The 19,900-nt window shown below is 42.6% G+C and carries 15 protein-coding genes and 1 other annotated feature; of the genes, 6 read left to right on the top strand and 9 right to left on the bottom strand.

The features are described from left to right. The first annotated feature begins 3 nt into the window (after positions 1 to 3). Complete coding sequence (tyrA, locus tag AB4232_RS03655; protein WP_372086245.1) at positions 4 to 1,131, top strand: bifunctional chorismate mutase/prephenate dehydrogenase; 1,128 nt, start codon at positions 4 to 6, stop codon at positions 1,129 to 1,131. A 163-nt stretch (positions 1,132 to 1,294) separates the two neighbouring features. On the opposite strand, the gene AB4232_RS03650 is transcribed toward tyrA, so the two are convergent. The 3 genes from AB4232_RS03650 to ettA form a co-directional block, all read right to left on the bottom strand. After that, on the bottom strand, positions 1,295 to 2,305 hold the full coding sequence (locus tag AB4232_RS03650; RefSeq protein WP_017103007.1) for a M23 family metallopeptidase: 1,011 nt from the start codon (positions 2,303 to 2,305) through the stop codon (positions 1,295 to 1,297). Positions 2,306 to 2,354: 49 nt separating this feature from the next. Next, on the bottom strand, positions 2,355 to 2,723 hold the full coding sequence (locus tag AB4232_RS03645; protein WP_269335599.1) for a PilZ domain-containing protein: 369 nt from the start codon (positions 2,721 to 2,723) through the stop codon (positions 2,355 to 2,357). A gap of 89 nt (positions 2,724 to 2,812) precedes the next feature. Continuing rightward, complete coding sequence (gene ettA / locus AB4232_RS03640) at positions 2,813 to 4,480, bottom strand: energy-dependent translational throttle protein EttA (protein ID WP_009848459.1); 1,668 nt, start codon at positions 4,478 to 4,480, stop codon at positions 2,813 to 2,815. A gap of 263 nt (positions 4,481 to 4,743) precedes the next feature. Between ettA and AB4232_RS03635 the strand changes: the two genes are divergently transcribed. Then, positions 4,744 to 6,693 carry a transglycosylase SLT domain-containing protein gene (locus tag AB4232_RS03635; protein WP_372086243.1) on the top strand — a complete coding sequence of 650 codons (1,950 nt, stop codon included), beginning with the start codon at positions 4,744 to 4,746 and terminating at the stop codon, positions 6,691 to 6,693. A 172-nt stretch (positions 6,694 to 6,865) separates the two neighbouring features. Further along, complete coding sequence (trpR, locus tag AB4232_RS03630; protein ID WP_009848461.1) at positions 6,866 to 7,162, top strand: trp operon repressor; 297 nt, start codon at positions 6,866 to 6,868, stop codon at positions 7,160 to 7,162. Positions 7,163 to 7,279: 117 nt separating this feature from the next. Here trpR and yjjX read toward each other — a convergent pair whose 3' ends face one another. From yjjX to AB4232_RS03600, 6 genes are all read right to left on the bottom strand, one after another. Continuing rightward, positions 7,280 to 7,801: an inosine/xanthosine triphosphatase gene (yjjX, locus tag AB4232_RS03625; protein WP_017098361.1), complete on the bottom strand. Its 522-nt coding sequence runs from the start codon at positions 7,799 to 7,801 to the stop codon at positions 7,280 to 7,282. Beyond that, entirely contained in the window at positions 7,764 to 10,142 is a 2,379-nt protein-coding gene (locus AB4232_RS03620; protein ID WP_372086240.1) for an EAL domain-containing protein, read from the bottom strand. The genes yjjX and AB4232_RS03620 overlap by 38 nt, the downstream gene beginning before the upstream one ends. Before the next feature lie 357 nt (positions 10,143 to 10,499). Continuing rightward, positions 10,500 to 11,675 (bottom strand): prephenate dehydratase, encoded by a 1,176-nt coding sequence (gene pheA / locus AB4232_RS03615; protein WP_372086238.1) that lies wholly within the window; start codon positions 11,673 to 11,675, stop codon positions 10,500 to 10,502. Positions 11,676 to 11,687: 12 nt separating this feature from the next. Beyond that, positions 11,688 to 11,809, bottom strand: a sequence feature (Phe leader region). A gap of 110 nt (positions 11,810 to 11,919) precedes the next feature. Further along, positions 11,920 to 12,255: a ribosome hibernation-promoting factor, HPF/YfiA family gene (gene hpf, locus AB4232_RS03610; RefSeq protein ID WP_372086236.1), complete on the bottom strand. Its 336-nt coding sequence runs from the start codon at positions 12,253 to 12,255 to the stop codon at positions 11,920 to 11,922. A gap of 424 nt (positions 12,256 to 12,679) precedes the next feature. Further along, complete coding sequence (locus tag AB4232_RS03605) at positions 12,680 to 14,104, bottom strand: lytic transglycosylase F (RefSeq protein WP_309598818.1); 1,425 nt, start codon at positions 14,102 to 14,104, stop codon at positions 12,680 to 12,682. Positions 14,105 to 14,261: 157 nt separating this feature from the next. After that, the gene (locus tag AB4232_RS03600; RefSeq protein WP_009848466.1) at positions 14,262 to 14,990 is read right to left on the bottom strand and encodes an outer membrane protein assembly factor BamD; all 729 of its coding nucleotides are present in this window, start codon (positions 14,988 to 14,990) and stop codon (positions 14,262 to 14,264) included. A 137-nt stretch (positions 14,991 to 15,127) separates the two neighbouring features. Between AB4232_RS03600 and rluD the strand changes: the two genes are divergently transcribed. The 3 genes from rluD (at position 15,128) to clpB (ending at position 19,561) form a co-directional block, all read left to right on the top strand. Continuing rightward, complete coding sequence (gene rluD, locus AB4232_RS03595; RefSeq protein WP_009848467.1) at positions 15,128 to 16,102, top strand: 23S rRNA pseudouridine(1911/1915/1917) synthase RluD; 975 nt, start codon at positions 15,128 to 15,130, stop codon at positions 16,100 to 16,102. Between the two features lie 8 nt (positions 16,103 to 16,110). After that, positions 16,111 to 16,845, top strand: a complete 735-nt coding sequence (gene pgeF / locus AB4232_RS03590; RefSeq protein ID WP_009848468.1) for a peptidoglycan editing factor PgeF — start codon at positions 16,111 to 16,113, stop codon at positions 16,843 to 16,845. A gap of 142 nt (positions 16,846 to 16,987) precedes the next feature. Continuing rightward, positions 16,988 to 19,561 (top strand): ATP-dependent chaperone ClpB, encoded by a 2,574-nt coding sequence (gene clpB / locus AB4232_RS03585; protein ID WP_372086234.1) that lies wholly within the window; start codon positions 16,988 to 16,990, stop codon positions 19,559 to 19,561. The last annotated feature ends 339 nt before the right edge of the window (positions 19,562 to 19,900 follow it).

The following is a 19,900-nucleotide window of genomic DNA, read 5'->3' as shown; positions in this document are numbered from 1 at the left end:
AAAATGGCCGTTGAACTGAACGAATTACGCGACCAAATCGATGCTGTCGATAAACAAATGTTGGATTTACTCGCTCAACGACTGGCTCTAGTAGAGAAAGTCGGTGAAGTAAAAAGTGAACATGGTTTACCTATTTATGTACCGGAACGTGAAGCCGCGATGTTGGCATCTCGTCGTCAAGAAGCCGAGAAAATAGGAGTACCACCGCAGTTAATCGAAGATATTTTACGTCGTACGATGCGTGAGTCTTATGCCAGTGAAAAAGATTCTGGTTTTAAGTGCCTTAACCCAGAGTTACGTTCAGTGGTTATCGTTGGTGGTAATGGTCAGCTTGGTGGTCTGTTTGGACGTATGTTCAAGCTTTCTGGTTACGAAGTGAAAATCCTTGGCAGCCAAGATTGGGATAAAGCCGATGAGATCTTAGATAATGCTGGCCTTGTGGTTGTAACGGTTCCAATTCACCTGACAGAAGGTGTGATTGCGAAGTTGGGTAACCTACCAAGCGATTGTATTCTGTGTGATTTGACGTCGATAAAAGCAAAGCCTCTACAAGCTATGTTAGACATGCACCAAGGCCCTGTGGTTGGATTACACCCAATGTTTGGTCCTGATGTTCCAAGCCTTGCGAAACAAGTGATTGTTTACAGTGATGGGCGTAGTTCTGAAAGCTATCAATGGTTGCTGAATCAATTTGGTATTTGGGGCGCGAGCCTTTGCCAGATGGATGCTGCGGAACACGATCACGGCATGACTCTGATTCAAGCTCTTCGTCACTTCACCTCTTTTGCTTACGGCTTACACCTAAGTAAAGAGAACCCGAACATTGATCAGCTTCTGAAGTTAAGCTCGCCAATCTACCGACTTGAGATTGCGATGGTTGGTCGTCTGTTTGCTCAAGACCCGAACTTGTACGGTGATATCATTCTTTCTTCAGATGAGAACATTGAGATGATTCGACGTTTCCATAGTCGTTTCGGTGAAGCATTAGAAATCTTGGATGGGAAAGATAAAGCTAAATTCGTTGATAGCTTTAATCAAGTCAGTGATTGGTTTGGCGATTACTCGCAGCAGTTCTTGCAAGAGAGCCAAAGTCTTCTAAAACAAGCACATGACTCGATTCATCGTGGTTAATACGATTTGAAGTCATAAAAAAGAGCGACCATTTGGTCGCTCTTTTTGTTTGTGCTGAACGCTATGAAAGCATTTGGTCTACTGTAGGCTAAAAGCAATTAGATCATCATAGGCCAAATCAACATCCCTCAATAACCAATAACCAATAGCCAATAACCAATAACTAGTTAGTCGTGATAGGTTTCTTACTATCTTCACTCGATACGGTGTCTATGGTCGAGCTAATGTAAGGCACGTTAGTCAGGTTGATCTGCAAGCGAACCACATTATCAATCAGTTGAACCAATGGACCCCACTTAACCTTTTTCTCTTTCTCGAACACGTAGTTGAAGTTCTCAGGTGTCCAATCCATCAAGTATTGAGGGTTCAATGAACGACCAAGGAAGCGTACCTCATAGTGCAAGTGTGGCCCGGTTGAGTTACCTGAGTTACCACAGCTCGCAATCACATCGCCTTTACTCACAAATTGACCGCTACGTACTTTGAACTTCTGTAGGTGCGCATAAGAGCTCATGAAGCCGAATGAGTGACGCATAGTTATAAAGTTACCGAAGCCTTTCTTACTTGGGCGCACGGTTTCAATTACGCCATCTGCTGGCGCGACAATATCTTCACCACGCTTACATGTTAGGTCGATACCAGTATGAACGTGGCGTTTACCTGTTATAGGGTTAGAGCGACGACCATAAGAGGATGATATGCGTTGATAAGCCATAGGGCTGTCATTTGGAATCAAACGAAACATTGTGGCTCTGACTGCTGAATCTACTGCAGCTGCATCAATTCGGTCTTCTAAAGAGACGTCATCAGTCAGCGGCTCTTCATCGGTCAGGCCAAGCACTGATTCCACATCAAATACACGCTTACCAAGTAACTGAATAGTGCCTTCTTTCTCGGTTAATGCTTGAGACAGTGAGTGATTGGTTTCTACCTGCTCAGCGTAAAGAAAGTCGGTTTGTTCTTTTTCAACAATCAGTGTTTCAATCAATTGTTGTGCATCATCGGCTTGTAGGGCGAGTTCTTGCTTGCCCTCAAAGTGCATGTATGCAGCTCCGCCAATCAATAGAGGTACTGAAAAAATTGCGGTAGTACATAGTAGTACGGCTTTTCGACCGAAATAAAACGTCTGATCCCCTTGGGTTAAGGGGATTGTAATGGAAACTTTCTTAGACATGGTTCTGTATTAACTAAATGCTTCTAATAGAAAAAGGGGAATGGAGACGTCACTCACTACCTAAATCGGTAAGGTGTTCAATCTCTCTATAAAGCAGTTCATCGTCGCCAACGTTAAGTTCCACAAGGCGCTTAAGGTGGCTGATACTATCAATATCTAAATGCTCTATACGTAAACGCATTGAGGTATTGATGGTCGAGACTATCGTTGCTTCTAACTGAATATTGATATCACTGTTTTCGAGCTTAAAGCTGACTTGAACAGGAATGTCAGCTCTGAGTTGCTGTAATTTATCGCACTGAATGAGTAGGCCATGAAGAGATAAGTCTTGTACTGAGCCTGATACATTTACGTTCCCTTGTGATATATCAGTCGGGGTTTGATAAACAACTCGTGAAAATTGACGTCTTTCAATCATAACTAATCTCTCTATATCAATACGTAACATATAACCAGATATATCAAAGGCCGCTATTATCGCGGCCTTTGTTCAAAATACAAGCTTATTTACTTTGCAATACGTTTGTATTTGATGCGGTGAGGTTCTGCCGCTTGTGCACCTAGAGTCTTTTTCAGCCACTCTGTATATTCAGTATAGTTACCTTCGTAGAAGTTAACTTGACCTTCATCACGGTAGTCTAAGATATGGGTCGCAATACGGTCAAGGAACCAACGGTCATGCGAGATAACCATTGCACAGCCAGGGAACTCAAGTAGTGCTTCTTCAAGAGCTCGTAGTGTCTCAACATCAAGGTCATTGGTTGGTTCATCGAGTAGCAGCACGTTACCGCCCGCTTTTAGCAGTTTCGCTAGGTGAACACGGTTGCGTTCACCACCTGAAAGCTGACCGATGATCTTCTGTTGGTCATTGCCTTTGAAGTTGAAACGAGAGCAGTATGCACGAGCAGGGATTTCGAAGTTGTTGATCTTAATGATATCAGCGCCTTCAGAGATCTCTTGGAATACTGTTTTTGTGTCGTCCATGCTGTCACGGAACTGATCAACAGAAGCAAGCTTAACCGTTTCGCCAAGTTCAACTGTGCCTGAATCTGGCTGCTCTGCGCCACTTAGCATCTTGAATAGTGTTGATTTACCCGCACCATTGGCACCAACGATACCAACGATAGCGCCTTTAGGCATGCTGAATGATAGGTCATCGATAAGAACGCGATCACCAAATGACTTCGTTAGGTTCTTAACTTCAAGTACCTTGTCACCTAAACGCTCACCTGGTGGGATGAACAATTCGTTGGTTTCGTTACGCTTCTGGTATTGGCCAGTCGTCATTTCTTCAAAACGAGCCATACGAGCTTTAGACTTAGCTTGACGACCTTTAGGGTTTTGACGAACCCATTCAAGTTCTTTCTCAATCGTTTTTTGACGTGCGCTTTCGCCAGCTTTTTCTTGCTTCAAACGCTCATCTTTCTGTTCTAGCCAAGATGTGTAGTTACCTTCCCATGGGATACCTTCACCACGGTCAAGTTCTAGAATCCAACCTGCAGCGTTGTCTAGGAAGTAACGGTCGTGGGTAATCGCCACAACAGTACCGCTGTAATCAACAAGGAAATGCTCAAGCCAAGCAACTGATTCTGCATCCAAGTGGTTGGTTGGTTCATCAAGAAGCAGCATGTCTGGCTTCTCAAGAAGTAGACGACAGATAGCAACACGACGACGTTCACCACCTGATAGGAATTCGATTTTCGCATCCCACTCAGGAAGACGAAGTGCATCTGCAGCTCGCTCTAGAGCTGTTTCTAGGTTATGACCGTCTTTTGCTTGGATCAGTGCTTCAAGTTCACCTTGCTCTTTCGCTAATGCATCGAAATCTGCATCAGGTTCTGCGTAAGCAGCATATACTGCGTCGATGCGCTTAAGTGCGTCAGCAACATCTGAAACCGCTTCTTCTACGATTTCACGAACGGTTTTTGATTCGTCTAGGACAGGTTCTTGAGGTAGGTAACCTACTTTTAGACCTTGTTGTGCACGTGCTTCACCATCAATATCAGTATCAATACCAGCCATGATACGTAGTAGGGTAGATTTACCTGAACCATTTAGACCCAAAACACCGATTTTAGCGCCAGGAAAAAAGCTAAGAGAAATGTCTTTAAGAATTTGACGCTTAGGTGGAACAGTTTTGCTCACCCGAGACATGGTATATACGTATTCAGCCATTGCCGATCGATCCTAATTATTGTTCAAAATTGTTTGCTATTTTATACCAATATCCTCAAAGATGTTACTCCTAGGACAGAAAAGCCATTCTTGAACTAATCCTCACCTATTATTGTCACATTGGTCATTAAAACTATATTTAATAAGCTTTCGAGGCGATGTGTTAAATATTAACAATATTTACACTCAAACTCTTTACATTTGATGTGATGTCGGGCGTAAATAGACTTCACGTATTCATACACGCACTAAGGAAAGAGCGAATGTTTTTCCGCATTGGTAATACGAAAATTGCTGTCGCTGCATCGGCAATTTTGTTTTCATTTTCACAGGCTCCAATGGCTATGGCCAGCAATGCTTCCGAGCTTGAAATGCAGCGTGATGTTTATGACAGAGCGCAAGAGGTTTTAGACAACCGTGATCTAAAAGCTTATTCAGCACTTCGTAATAAAATTCAAACATACCCGTTAACACCTTACACTGACTATCGCGCCTTTTTATTGGGCTTAGGTGATCGAACGCCAAGCGAGGTGGATGCTTTTATTGAAGAGAACAAAGCACTGCCGTTTTCCAATCGTATACGAGCGCCTTATTTAGATTTATTGGCGGCTCAAAAACAGTGGAAGACGATCCTTGAGTTTCAAACCCAAGAGCCTGTTGGTGAAAAATATCAATGTATCTATTACCGCGCTAATTATGAACAAGGTAATCAAGATCTCGCCTTTAAAGGTGCGAAACAACTTTGGTTAAGTGGCAGTGGTGTTGATGATAACTGTGATTCACTTTTCGAAAGTTGGGATGAAGCGGGCTTAAGAACGGATCAGCTGATTCTGGACAGAATGCTTTTAGCGTTCGAGAGTCGAAACGGTAAGTTAATGAGCTACTTGGTTAAGCAATTAGATCATGATGAGTCAATTACTCAAGCGAAGCAGATGAAGGCGTTGTACAACAAGCCTGAAAATGTACTCGCGTTTGCTAAGAAGCACCCAGCGAATGAATTCTACCAAGCTCAAACTGAATTTGGTTTCGAGAAGCTAGTAAGGAAATCCGCAAGCAGCGCTCAAGAGGTTTTTGATGATGTTGTGAAAGCTCAAAAATTTTCGAAAGAAAAATCCCAAGAGCTCGCGGATTACCTAGCGTTCCGCTTGATCAATACCGACTCTGAAGAGTTGATGGCGTGGCGAGACAAAATGCTCGCGAGTTCATCAAAGCAAGTTTTGCTGGAAAGACGAGCTCGCTTAGCGATTCAACATGCCGATTGGACGGGTTTGAAAGAGTGGATTGCGCGCTTAGATGGTAAACATCAAGCTTCGCTTCGCTGGCAGTATTGGCAGGGTAGAGCTGAGATTGCACTAGGCGATACTGCTGAAGGTAATAAGCGACTGTCAGACATTTTGGGTCAGCGTAATTTCTACAGTGTGGCTGCCGCTAAGCAATTAAATAAGCCAGTTAGCTATCCAACTTCGACCCTTAAATACAGTGCAGAAATGGTGAAACCATTCGACACTTCTTTGGTTCGTATCGGTGAGCTGATTGAGCGAGATAAAATAGCGGCTGCAAAGAGTGAGTGGCGCTGGTTATTAAGTCATGCAGATAAAGAGCAAAAAGCGATGCTTGCTGCTCATGCTGCGACACAGCGATGGAATCACTTTACGGTAACGGCGAGTATTTCTGCGAAGATGTGGGATAACATTGCGTTACGTTTCCCTGTCGCTCATAAGTGGTGGTTTAATTTCTATGCCGAGAAGCACGATCTCGATCCAATTACTTTGATGTCTTTAGCAAGACAAGAGAGTGCGATGGATTCAGAGGCTCGCTCTCCAGTTGGCGCGCGTGGCATCATGCAAATTATGCCAAAGACGGCACAATACACGGCTAATAAACATAAGATTAAGTACCAGGGCAGCGATGATCTTTATGATGTAGGTAAGAATATTGAGATAGGCAGTCATTATTTAGATGGCCTACTCGCTCAATATGATGATAACCGCATCTTCGCATTTGCCGCGTATAATGCTGGGCCTAGTCGTGTGAAACAGTGGCGATCACGCAGCGATGAAAAGCTCGATGCATTTGCTTTTATCGAGATGATCCCATTCAAAGAGACTCGTGGTTACGTTCAGAATATCTTGATGTTTGAGACTTACTATCGAGATATCCTGGGTGAGAAAGGGACGTTTTTAGCACCTCACGAGGCAAAAACGAAATACTAAGCTTTCTGTATTTTTCTCCAAGCTGAGTAATATTAAAGGCAGTGAGTGCGAACCATTTCCACTTACTGCCTTTTTACATTGGATCACATCAAGTGTTTCGGTATAAAGTGTTCGACGCTTTCAATCGTTAAGCGACTCTTTAAAGTCAGAATTTAAAAGTAAGTGTAGAGATATGGCATCACAACCTGAATATGAGAATTGGCAACAACTGATGGACTTGGTAAAGACGGCTGTCGAAAAAGATCAACATGAACTATTGTTGACCATGATGATGACACCAGACGAGCGAGATGCTTTGGTTGCTCGAATTAATATCTTTTGTGAGCTGATGAAAGGTGAGATGTCGCAACGACAGGTTAGCCAAATGCTGGGAGTAGGTGTCGCGACGATAACCAGAGGCTCGAATGAGCTAAAGGCCAAATCTGAACAAGAGAAAGCCGTGATCGCCGACCTTTTGCTCAAACAATAACAGAGTTAAGCAACCACTGAGTAGTGTGGCTATGAATTCGATAAAAACGCTAACTGAATGTTAGCGTTTTTTATTTCTGGTGATTGTTCTCTGAGACTTTCGAAGTTTAGCGAAGATCTAGATAGGAAAGTGCTCTGGATTCACAAATGGGATCAGCGCTAAAATTAAAGCCTGATGATAGACAGAGCTGCGTGTTAGTTGGTTATGTGTTAGTAGGCCAATCGCCCCGCCTTTTTGTTTGATATTATCGGTGCCAAACACATCATCCATAACATCCCCTAGCTCATTCGCATGCTGGAGCTTATCAAGCACAACAGGTGGCAGCATCAAGCTTGCAGATCGAGATTCTCCGCGCTGACCGTTTGCTTCAACGACCATCCAAGCAAATGTAACCTTTCCTTCGATTCCAGACTCTAATCCAACATGAAAATCCGAATCAGGTTGAGCTTGAGTTGCGTTGTGCACGCGGTTTACTGCTCCTTGATAGGTTTCTTCATTACTCATGGGTTGATCGGCAACGCCACTAGGGACGCTGATGCCTTTGAAGTCAAATTCAGTATCAGGAAAAGCAGATAAGAATGCACTTTTAACGGCGCTAATTTTAGCTGGATTCAGCGATGCGATGATTACAGATTTCATGTGGTTGATTCTTTTTATTATCGATAAAATTGAGTTGATGCTGTCGGTACCATTCCGTCAGCTCTTCTAATGGCATAGGCTTACCAAAATAATAGCCTTGCAGCATATCGCACTGCGCATCTTGTAACCACTGATGCATGCATTGAGTTTCAATTCCTTCGGCTGTGACCTTTTTCCCTTGAGCATGGCATAGCCCGATAATGGGTTTCACTATGTTCTGGTTATCTGTCTCAATCAAGGTGTCCAAAAAGGTTTTATCCAATTTAATCTTCTGAGTTGGATACTGAACCAGTTGAGTGATCGAGGTGTAACCAGAACCAAAGTCGTCGATTGCTAATCTATAGCCCATGTATGATAACTGGTTAAGTAATGGGAACCCCTGAGAGTTTGAGTAAAAGGTTTCTGTGATTTCAAAATCGATCAAATTGGGCGGGATCTGATTGATTTTCGCATGCTCTTTGATGAAATCAGCAAGGTGAGTGGTTTTAATCCCGGCTGAAGATAAGTTAATCGATAGCTGAATAGAGTGATCGAATTGAGCTTGAAGTTGATGGAATGAAGCAAATGCATTCTGGATAACCCAGCGATCAATTATTTCGAATAATCCGGTTTGTTCGGCGATAGGAATGAATTCATCGGGTGGCACTAAACCAAGGTGTTTCGAGTGCCAACGTAATAGCACTTCTACACCAATAATATAACTTCCTGTTGAGTCCATATAAGGCATGTAAACGAGCTTAAACTCTTCATCAAAATTATTTTCTCTGAGGGCGCTCTCAATACTGGCTTGACGCTGAATGGTTTTATCTAAGTCTAACGAGTAATCTGCGAATTGGTTTTTACCTGCACGTTTGGCTTGATACATCGCGGTATCAGCATTCGAAAGAAGCTTCTCGATTGTATCGCCATCATTAGGGTGGGTCGCAATACCAATACTGACCGTAATCGGGAAATTACCTGACTCGGTGACAAACCCCTTTTGTAGTGGGGTGAGTAAATCATTCGAAAATCGATGTGCGATATTTTCTTGGTGATTTGGAGCATTAATGTATACAACGAACTCGTCCCCAGAAAGTCGGGCTGGCAGACAGTGGGCATCTAATTCTGTTTTGTAGTGGTTACAAATATTGGAGATACGCTGAGCAAAACTGACGAGAATCGAGTCGCCGATCTGATGCCCGTATTTGTCGTTCACAAATTTGAAGTTATCTAAATCAAAGTAGAGAACCCAGGTTTCGGTGTTCGAACTAGGTTTTGACAACGACTGCTGCACGAAGGTTTGAAACTGGTGCCTATTGGCTATTTGGGTCAACTGATCATTTTCTGCCAACAACTTAGTCTGTTGGTACGTGTCATCCAACTCTTGGTACATATCATAAAAGCGTTGGGATAAGCGCCCCAACTCATCATTTGTTCCTAGGCGCTCAATGTTTTTTCTCTGTTTTTTCTCAACCTCTTGAAGCTGCCTATCTAAACGGGTGATCGGGTTTATCACCCAGCGAGATAGCAGGATCAGCAGTAAGGTAACACTGACAAATGCAGATAGGGCAAAGGATAGGCTCAGTTCATTCCAGATAGATTTGAGTTTGTTGTCTAATAAGAATGGTGCAGGATCGAGCGTGGCGTAGAGGCCAGGTGCTAGCTTTATAGATTGTGTTAACTCACGCCCCTGTGTCACTAACGTAGGGGTAAAAAACAAACTAGTTTGATAGTCGAACTCTATCTGTTTTCGTAGTGAATTAAACTTATCAAGAGAGACAGATACAACCACAAAAAACACATTGTTGGGTGGATCGTTTATTGGTGTCGAAACTGCTTTTTTATCAATAACATCATAATGAACTAATACCCCTTCACCTTGGGAATTCTGTATGTAGTCCGTACTCGAAGTTGCTAACGTTTTTTGATATTGATGCTCAATGAACTCTAATATCTTGGGATCCATTTTTGCGAAAGGATCATTGGTATTGTCAGCGTAATATTTAAGAGCTCGATCGCTATCAAGCAACGCGACCCTTGTAAAACTGTCGTTACCATCTTGCAGTAACTTAATCGTTTCGTTTAGGTTATCAGTCAGTTCACGTTGGTGGTCGACATTTTCATCAACCATAAAATAACGCTTAACTAGGTCACTATTGGTGAGGGTGTAGGAGTAATTGTTGAGGAAAGAACGAGACTGTTGAAAATAGCCTGCTAATTTTTCCATGCTTAATTGCAGTGCATTGTCTTCACGTTTGATAAAGCTGCTTTTTTGTGTGGAATAGATGATATAGCTAGAAGCCGCTGTACTGATCAGTATTACGGGGGCAATCACAAGTAATATTTTAGTACTTAGCTTCATGGTTATTCACAACATGGTTTATAAATTTTAGCGCGCAAGTTTATGTTATTTCGAGAGTTCTTGCCATCGATTATATTGTGTTTGAAGAGTTTTGTTTGGGTTTTAAGTTTTTGTATTTACTGATTAAATTATCAGTAATGAGTGTTTAAGTAAGTACGGTGGGGGTGATTGAAGTGGATAGGAGTGAGAATCAGTAACACAACCAATTCATTTTTAAGTATACAGACTTTGCGTATTCCTTAGTTCGAGTTTTATTCCATTAGTTACTTTCTTTTAGCATTTGGCCTGCAGTAGGCCAAATGCTTGTATTAGTGAAAAGCTTATAGCAGTTAAAATGGGGGAACAGATAATAAAAAGTTAAGACAACTTAACCTGAGTAGCCTTAATGTTCTCACTTGGGTAGCAACCTAACACTTTTAGGTGACGAGTTATGGCTGTTAGTTCCGTTATCGCTTGCTGCATATTATCTGAATCTAAGTGTGCTTCTAAATCCACATAGAACATCTCTTCCCAAGGGTTACCCATGATAGGACGAGATTCCAGCTTGGTCATGTTAATACCTAAGCGTTGCAGAATCAGTAGTGTTTCAACCAAAGAACCGGCTTCTTGAGAAGTTGACATGATAAGCGTCGTTTTAGCTGGGATTTGAGTTGACACTTCTACCGGTTTACGCGCAACAACGATGAAACGAGTGTGGTTCTCAGTTTGGTTTGCAATGTTGCCTTGGATTGGCTGAAGCCCATAAAGCTTGCCGCTCGATGCATTGCCAATTGCTGCCACATCATCGCCTTCCAGATCTTTAACCTTCTTCATTGCATCAGCTGTACTTGCGCAAGACTCAAGGCTGACACCTTTAAGACGACTCAAAAACTCACTGCACTGTTGGTGAGGTTGTGGGTGTGAATAGAGGGTTTTGATGTCTTCTAAACGAATATCATTTTTCGCAACCAAGCAGTGTTCAATTGGTTGAGACAGTTCACCAACGATATAAAGCGTTGTATGTTGCAGTAGGTCGTAGACCTCGTTGATTGAACCTGAACTGGTGTTCTCAATCGGTAGCACACCGTAGTCGGCATGGCCCGATTCCACCGTCGATGCTACTTCTTTGAAATGATTGCAGTTAAGCTCAATCAATTCCATATTCTTGCGGCTGAAGTATTCACGGCTCGCAAGGTGAGAATACGATCCCTTAGAACCTAAGAATGCAACGCGAGCTAGTGGTTTACGACTTTGCGGATTCGCTAGGTTTTGTAAGTATGACTGCTGCAGTAAAACGGAATCTTCGATGATGGTGTGAAACAGCTTAGTAATGTACTGAGCATCCAATTCGTACTTGTCTTTACCGTTGTTGATCAATTTGACTAGTAGTTGTTGCTCTCGTACTGCATCACGAACGGGTTTTGATGTTTCCACCTTGCTTTTAGCGACTTCGATACTCAGCTTACGACGTTCTGAAAGTAATTTTAGGAGTTCGTCGTCTAAATCATTGAGACGAAGGCGGATATCATCTAGTGAAATTGTTCGGTCAGTCATAAATGTGTCCTTATAAAAAAGCCCCCCTAGTGTGGGAGGCTTCTTGTTCGTTTTTGACTTGTTTTTCTAAAACGACTTAGCCTCCGATTTACGGAAGAAAAAAGAAGTCAAAAATAAACAAAGAGTGAGAGTGCATAAAAAGTGATTGTTTTATGAATGTTTAAACACAATAAGCAAGCGAGCTATGAGCGTCAAGCAAAAAAATAGCGCCCTGAGGCGCTATTTTTTAATCTGTCATATTTCCTTATTCTACTTCAGCTTCTAGCTCTTCGATTTCAGGCTTTTCAGCGCGGCGCGCTTCTGGTTTATGGCGTAGCTTGTTGAGTTGACGCTCTAGTTTTTGTTCTACTTCGTTGATAGCTACGTAGAGGTCGTCATGAATTGATGAAGCAACAAGTTGGCCTTTTGGTACCGTTAGAACGGCTTCAAATTTTTTATTTTTATTTGGTTCTTCGCTAAAGCTCGCTTGGCAACCAATGATGTCTACTTGCCATTTATCCAGCTTCTTAAATTTGCTTTCTATGTGATCACGGATTGCAGAGGTAATGTCGATATTTTTACCAGTGATGTTCATTTTCATAGAAGTTTTCCTCTGTTGTATCCCTCATGGGTTAACTTCAGATTACGACTTTTAGGAATAAAGAATGTGATCTAGATCTTGTTTTGGTTGGGTGGGATAAGCATTAAAATCAAATGTGATCTCACGCAAGTCTTGATATCTTTTTGTCGAAAAATACTTGTTATCCCTATGAAAAACGATAAGTTGGAGGCAAGGCTTCGCTAAAAATTAAACCAGTTTTTAGGGGCGGACTACAGCCTATAGAAAGTGCTTGATTGAAATTTACTCAATAGTGTTTTGTGATATAGGTATCATGATGTAGCTCTCTGCGTAAGCTTCTTCAGAATTAGATAAACAAAAGCCGCATAAGTTTTCTTATGCGGCTTTTATGTTTTTAACCTTATCTAACACCTTTGTTCCTCAAGCTCTGATGTTAAGGGCGAAGTTAATCGTTAGTGTTCAGTAATCTCGCTGTACCGTCCTCTCGGATGGCATTGATTGCTTGCAATTGTTTGTAAATGACGAAGTAACGATTGATGTTGGCGACATAGGTTACGGGTTCTTTACTCACGTACTTACGAGTGATGATTTCCACGTTTTTAAACCAGATATTTGGGTTATAACCCTTTTTTTTAGCAATGTTCCGCATCTTTCTTATCTTAGCGGGGCCTGCATTGTAAGAAGCTAAAGTGAAGTAGATTTGATTGTCAGGCGATATCGCTGGATCGTCAAAATATCGGTCTTTGATAAAGCGCATATATTTCACACCAGCATGGATGTTGTTATCCACCTTATGTATGTTTTTTATATTGACGTTTTTGTCTTTGGCGGTACTTGGCAACACCTGCATTACACCGATGGCGCCTCGGTGAGAAACCCTGCTTTGATCAAGTCCAGACTCTTGGAAACCTTGAGCTGACATCATCAAAGGGTCGAATTCGTATTCATTCGAATATTTTTCAAAGACATCTGCCAGTTTTGCCACTCGATCTACTTTATTTGGGTTGAGTGCTCGTCCTAACCAACGAGTGTTGTCGATGTATTTATTATAGATAACGTTCCCAAGTAGAGTTCCTGTTCGTGCGGTCTTTACGTATTTGTTGATCTCTTTCTTTAGCTGAGGGCTGTCTTTTCTCAGTGCCCAAGCAATTTGACCATTTTCACGCAGCGGCAACTCAGTGTGTACCTGAATGTTTTCCATAACATCGAGCCAGAGCTTAGCTTTGTGGCTATCTAGAACTGTTCCTTGTATATAACCCTGATTAACCAGTTCTATAAGCTCGTAGTCTTGTAATGATTCTTCGATAAAGTGGACATGCAGTGGTGGTAAACCTAGTGCGTTAAGCTCTTTGTTGACTCTTTGAACACTCTCGAAGTAACTCGAGCTAGCTCGGATCCAGACCTCTTGACCACTTAATTGCTTGATTTCGGTGATAGGGGCAGAATTTTTTCCGGTGATAATCAGTTCTTTCCCATCTTTGATCATTGGATCGGAAAAATCGATGACACTTAATCGCTTGTCGGTGATCGTTAGGTTGGCGACAGCAACATCACCGTAACCAGATTCTAACGAGGGGAGTAAATCATCTCGTTGCACGGGGATGATTTGAACGTTGAGGTAGGGGTGCTTCTTACGAAGACTTTTCTCAAAGTGGTAGAGCATTTCTGCCACAATACCTTTTGGCTTGCCATCTTCTATGTAGTAAAAGCCCAGATCAGCCGATACCAATACTCTCACTGTTCCTTTTGTTTTGAGTACATCTAAGTCTCCCATGTAAGGTTGATTGCTCAATGGGGACAGTTCTAATGCGTTGGAAAGTTGGCTAAATAACCCGATCCAGATAAATAATAACATCCTGCTCACATCCACACTCCATGTTGATGTTTTGTTAAAAGTTATCTATTGAAGATACTGCTTATGTTGCCATTCATCAAGTTTACCAGACGAAGTTCAAAAAAAATCGCGCTAACAAATTAGCGCGATTTTGAAGTGATTGTTTTAGTTAACGACGAGTGTGATTCGCTGACTAAGGCAGTGGATTGAGCTCGATTAACTTTTCTGTTCGTAACACTGCGTCTTCTAAGCCTAGTTGTTCATAAGCTTCTAATTGAATGTCTAAAGACTTACGTGCAGCAATGGTGTCAGGGTAAGTCTTCTGCAACTCTTGTGTTCTGTTTATAGCTGCAATCCAAGCTTCACGACGCAGGTAGAAATCAGCGGTTGCTAAGTCATACTCCGCGAGGCGGTTTTTCAGTGCGAACATGCGTTTTTGTGCATCTTCAGCGTATGGGCTTGCAGGGAAACGTTCTAACAGTCGTTTGAAATCAGCAAAGGCAAGTTTCACTGGCTCTGGATCTCGGTCGCTACGATCGATATTAAAAATATCATGCATGAAGTTTCGGTCTTGTGCCATATGCGTTAAACCGCGCATGTAAAGAACCCAATCTTGTTTCTCATGAGTTGGGTTTAAACGTAGGAATCGCGAAATAGTCGCAAGGCCAAGTGCCAAGTCATCATTTTTGTAGTAAGCGTAAATCAGATCCAGTTGTACTTGTTCAGAATAGGCGCCGAATGGGTAACGAGAGTCTAAGGCTTCTAGCTTTTCGATTGCAGAAAGCCAGCTACCACTCTGCAGTGATTCTTGGGCGTCAGAGTAAAGAACCGATGGCGGTACATCCGGTACTATTTCTTCACTACTTGAACAACCAACTAAGAGTGATACGGCTAATAGACCCGTTAAAGTAAGGTGTTTCATGTCAGGCGTCGATTCCTTGAATTAAATATTTCGTAAGCTTCCGTTACTTTCTAACCAGTAACAGATACAATGATGCAATTATTCTATTTTATCCATACTAATGGGTATTAGTCTCACGGTTTTTAAAAAAGTTCGATATGGCTCAGCAGATAACATTAACAGACACAGTAAAAAGCAGCCAGTTAGGTCAACGTTTAGACCAAGCTGTCGCTGAACTATTTACCGATTTTTCTCGCTCTCGTATTAAAGAGTGGCTTCTTGACGGCAAAATCCAAGTGGATGGCGAAGTTATCACTAAACCGCGCACCATAGTTTTGGGCGGTGAAGCGATCATCTTACAAGCAGAGCTTGCGGATGAAGAGCGCTGGGAAGCACAAGATATTCCGTTAGACATTGTCTATGAAGATGATGATTTATTGGTTATCAATAAACCTCGCGATCTGGTTGTACACCCAGGTGCAGGTACGCCGGATGGAACCATACTAAACGCATTGCTTTTCCATTACCCTCAGATTGCTGAAGTACCTCGTGCGGGTATTGTGCACCGTCTTGATAAAGACACAACTGGTCTTATGGTTGTGGCTAAAACGGTTCCAGCTCAAACTCGCCTTGTACGAGCTCTTGCTAAACGTCGTATTACTCGTGAATATGAAGCAATTGCTATTGGTAAAATGACCGCGGGTGGTGTGGTTGAGAAAGGCATTAGCCGTCATGCAACTAAGCGTACGTTAATGGACGTTAATGAACTGGGTAAGCCTGCGGTAACTCACTACCGTGTTGCTGAGCACTTCCGCGAACATACTCGTATTCGTCTGCGCCTAGAAACGGGTCGTACTCACCAAATCCGTGTTCACATGTCATACCTTCAGCACCCGTTGTTAGGTGATATTGCGTACGGTGGTCGTGCACGTATTCCAAAAGGTGCATCTGAAGAGCTAACGACAATGATTCGTTCTTTTGATCGCCAAGCGCTACACGCGGTTATGCTGAAGTTTGTTCACCCGATTACTGGTGAAGAAGTAGAGTTCCACGCACCTGTGCCAAATGACATGGTTGTGATGGCTGAAGCGTTGCGTGTTGATGCTCGCGAAAACATAGAAGACGACATTTAATCGTGTCAATGATCATCCCTGACTGGAATGCACCAAAAAACGTGAAAGCATTTGCTTCGACTCGTTTTGATGGTTGTTCTACAGGTGCTTATCAAGGGTTAAACCTTGGTATGCATGTTGGGGATGATGCTTTACTTGTTGAAAGTAATCGAACATGGCTAAAGCAACAATCTAAGATGCCCACGGCTCCAGTATGGCTAAATCAAACTCACTCAACGGATGTCATTACGGTTTTAGAACCTGTGGCGAATGTGCTTGATGCGGATGGTGCATTTACCACTGCAAAGGGGATTGTGTGTTCTGCGATGACAGCTGATTGCTTACCGGTCATCCTTACCGATACCAAAGGCACTCAAGTTGCTGCCGTTCATGCCGGTTGGCGTGGTCTTGCTGGTGGCATTCTTGAAAATGCCGTAGCAAAGTTTTCAAACCTAGATTCAGATAATCAGATCATTGCTTGGCTTGGCCCTGCTATTGGTAAAGATGCGTTTGAGGTTGGCAACGATGTGTTGGACGCTTTTGTTCGTTTTGACCCTCAAGCGAAATTAGCATTTAAAGCTAAATCTGAACCCGGTAAGTGGTTAGCAAACATGTCTCAACTTGCGACTCAACGATTAATGAAAGTTGGCGTGACTTCGGTGACAGATTCGAATCTATGTACATATGCAGATTCAGATGCTTTCTATTCTTATCGTCGTGATGGTATTACTGGGCGTCAGGCAACATTTATTTGGTTAGAGTAATCTCTGACTAGCATAACCACTCATCCAGTTCATTTATATTTTCATATCAGCTCTATTCTTCATCCTTATCCCTTGAAAATCTGCGTTACCGTATCCATCTTCTAACCATAAGATAAACATATCTAAGAGTAGGAAGGTTGGCATGCGTCTCGATCGATTCACTAGTAAATTCCAAATTGCGATATCTGATGCTCAGTCGCTCGCATTAGGTCGTGATCACCAATATATAGAACCTGTACACCTAATGGTGTCTTTGCTTAATCAAGATGGCAGTGCGATTCGTCCATTGCTCACTATGCTGAATATTGACGTTGTTCAATTGCGTTCTAAATTGAGCGAAATATTAGACAGAGTCCCCAAAGTAAGTGGTATCGGTGGTGATGTTCAGCTTTCTAACGCAATGGGAACGCTATTCAACCTATGTGACAAGGTCGCACAAAAGCGGCAAGACAGTTACATATCTTCAGAAGTATTCCTACTCGCTGCCATTGAAGACAAAGGGTCTTTGGGTAACTTACTTAAAGAACTAGGTCTGACCGAGCAAAAACTATCTCAAGCTATCGAGCAAGTTCGTGGTGGTCAAAAGGTTGATGACCCGAATGCGGAAGATAGACGCCAAGCTTTAGAGAAGTTCACCATTGATCTGACCGAGCGAGCTGAGCAAGGCAAGCTAGATCCTGTGATTGGTCGTGATGATGAAATTCGTCGCACGATTCAAGTCCTTCAACGTCGTACTAAGAACAACCCTGTCATTATCGGTCAACCCGGTGTGGGTAAAACCGCGATTGTCGAAGGTTTGGCTCAGCGTATTATCAATAATGAAGTTCCGGAAGGCTTAAGAGGCCGACGAGTTCTTTCATTGGATATGGGCTCATTGGTAGCAGGTGCTAAGTATCGTGGCGAATTCGAAGAGCGTCTAAAATCAGTGCTTAATGAATTATCGAAAGAAGAAGGCAATGTCATTCTCTTTATCGATGAAATTCATACTATGGTCGGCGCAGGTAAAGGCGAAGGTTCTATGGATGCGGGTAACATGCTGAAACCAGCATTAGCTCGTGGTGAACTGCATTGTGTCGGCGCAACAACGCTCGATGAATACCGACAATATATAGAGAAAGACCCGGCTTTGGAGCGTCGATTCCAAAAAGTGATCGTGGATGAACCCACTGTTGAAGACACGGTAGCGATTCTTCGTGGTTTGAAAGAGCGCTATGAACTCCACCACCATGTAGAAATTACCGATCCTGCTATCGTAGCGGCGGCAACGCTATCTCACCGATATGTTTCAGATCGTCAGTTACCAGATAAGGCGATTGATCTCATTGATGAAGCGGCTTCGAGTATTCGAATGCAGATAGATTCAAAGCCCGAGTCATTGGATAAGTTAGAGCGCAAAATCATTCAATTGAAGATCGAACAGCAAGCTCTGACGAATGAAAATGATGAGGCCAGTGAAAAACGCCTGCGCACGCTACAAAGTGAACTTTCTGAGAAAGAACGCGATTTCGCAGAGCTTGAAGAAGTTTGGAACGCTGAAAAAGCGGCGCTGTCTGGTACGCAACATATTAAATCAGAGCTAGAACAAGCTCGAATGGATATGGATTTTGCACGACGTGCTGGTGACCTTAACCGTATGTCTGAATTGCAATATGGTCGAATTCCAGAGTTGGAGAAGCAGTTAGATCTCGCGACTCAAGCTGAAATGCAAGAAATGACCTTGTTACGTAACAAGGTGACTGACGCTGAGATTGCCGATGTCCTTTCAAAGCAAACCGGTATTCCTGTTTCTAAAATGCTAGAAGCAGAAAAAGAGAAGCTTCTGAAAATGGAAGGTGTTCTGCATAAGCGGGTTATCGGTCAAGCGGAAGCGGTCGAAGTAGTATCGAATGCGATTCGTCGTAGCCGTGCTGGTTTGTCTGATCCGAATAAGCCTATTGGTTCGTTCTTGTTTTTAGGGCCAACAGGTGTCGGTAAAACCGAACTGTGTAAAACATTAGCGAACTTTATGTTTGATAGTGAAGATGCGATGGTGCGTATCGATATGTCTGAGTTTATGGAAAAACATTCTGTCGCTCGTTTAGTTGGTGCGCCCCCTGGTTATGTGGGTTATGAAGAAGGTGGGTACTTAACCGAAGCTGTTCGTCGAAAACCTTATTCTGTCATTCTGCTTGATGAGGTAGAGAAAGCTCACCCAGATGTTTTCAATATTCTATTGCAGGTTTTAGATGATGGACGATTAACTGACGGACAAGGTCGCACGGTCGATTTTAGAAATACCGTGGTAATCATGACATCGAACCTAGGTTCAACTCGTATTCAAGAGAACTTTAATACATTGGATTACCAAGGCATTAAAAATGAGGTTATGGAAGTTGTGGGTAAACATTTCCGACCTGAGTTTTTGAATCGAGTTGATGAAAGCGTTGTGTTCCATCCATTAGGCCAAGAGCACATTGAGTCAATTGCCGCTATTCAGCTTGAGCACTTGAAAAAGCGAATGGAAGACAATGGTTATGAGCTTGAAGTATCGGATAAAGCACTGAGGCTGATTTCTAAAGTCGGTTTTGATCCTGTATATGGTGCGAGGCCTCTTAAAAGAGCAATTCAGCAGAGTGTTGAGAACCCATTAGCGAAAGCGATACTTGCGGGGAAAATCAATCCGGATAAGAAAGTGCAGCTATTAGTGAATAACGACCGAATTATTGCTCACCAATAATCAAGGTAAGAACGATAGGTACGATTAGTCGGAATTAAGACGCAATCGTACCTATTTTGAACGCTTTGAGTGAATAGTGTCCGAACGATCGCCTGTGGCGATTTTTTTCTGTTTTTGGTCTTGTGTAAAGGGGGATTCTCTCTATAATGCGCCTCCGTTGCTAGGGATAACCAAGCGGTTTGAAGTAAGTAACGAGACGACATTAAGCATTTAAGATGCTTTGAAAAATTAGCTGGAAAAAGTGTTTGACACTGGAATCCAATTCGCTAGAATGGCCGTCCACTTAGAGAGACTCCTTCCTAAAAGGAACGCTCAATAAGTAAAGCTCTTTAACAATTT

Origin of the sequence: Vibrio sp. 10N.286.46.A8, assembly GCF_041470165.1 — a bacterium.
In the GTDB taxonomy this organism is placed as follows: domain Bacteria; phylum Pseudomonadota; class Gammaproteobacteria; order Enterobacterales; family Vibrionaceae; genus Vibrio; species Vibrio tasmaniensis_A.
This window is presented reverse-complemented; position numbering and strand designations above follow the sequence as displayed.

Excerpts from the sequence above, each read along its gene's own strand:
- tyrA (WP_372086245.1), top strand. The coding sequence starts at position 4 with ATGGCCGTTGAACTGAACGAATTACGCGACCAAATCGATGCTGTCGAT.
- AB4232_RS03650 (WP_017103007.1), bottom strand. The coding sequence starts at position 2,305 with ATGTCTAAGAAAGTTTCCATTACAATCCCCTTAACCCAAGGGGATCAG.
- AB4232_RS03645 (WP_269335599.1), bottom strand. The coding sequence starts at position 2,723 with ATGATTGAAAGACGTCAATTTTCACGAGTTGTTTATCAAACCCCGACT.
- ettA (WP_009848459.1), bottom strand. The coding sequence starts at position 4,480 with ATGGCTGAATACGTATATACCATGTCTCGGGTGAGCAAAACTGTTCCA.
- AB4232_RS03635 (WP_372086243.1), top strand. The coding sequence starts at position 4,744 with ATGTTTTTCCGCATTGGTAATACGAAAATTGCTGTCGCTGCATCGGCA.
- trpR (WP_009848461.1), top strand. The coding sequence starts at position 6,866 with ATGGCATCACAACCTGAATATGAGAATTGGCAACAACTGATGGACTTG.
- yjjX (WP_017098361.1), bottom strand. The coding sequence starts at position 7,801 with ATGAAATCTGTAATCATCGCATCGCTGAATCCAGCTAAAATTAGCGCC.
- AB4232_RS03620 (WP_372086240.1), bottom strand. The coding sequence starts at position 10,142 with ATGAAGCTAAGTACTAAAATATTACTTGTGATTGCCCCCGTAATACTG.
- pheA (WP_372086238.1), bottom strand. The coding sequence starts at position 11,675 with ATGACTGACCGAACAATTTCACTAGATGATATCCGCCTTCGTCTCAAT.
- hpf (WP_372086236.1), bottom strand. The coding sequence starts at position 12,255 with ATGAAAATGAACATCACTGGTAAAAATATCGACATTACCTCTGCAATC.
- AB4232_RS03600 (WP_009848466.1), bottom strand. The coding sequence starts at position 14,990 with ATGAAACACCTTACTTTAACGGGTCTATTAGCCGTATCACTCTTAGTT.
- rluD (WP_009848467.1), top strand. The coding sequence starts at position 15,128 with ATGGCTCAGCAGATAACATTAACAGACACAGTAAAAAGCAGCCAGTTA.
- pgeF (WP_009848468.1), top strand. The coding sequence starts at position 16,111 with ATGATCATCCCTGACTGGAATGCACCAAAAAACGTGAAAGCATTTGCT.
- clpB (WP_372086234.1), top strand. The coding sequence starts at position 16,988 with ATGCGTCTCGATCGATTCACTAGTAAATTCCAAATTGCGATATCTGAT.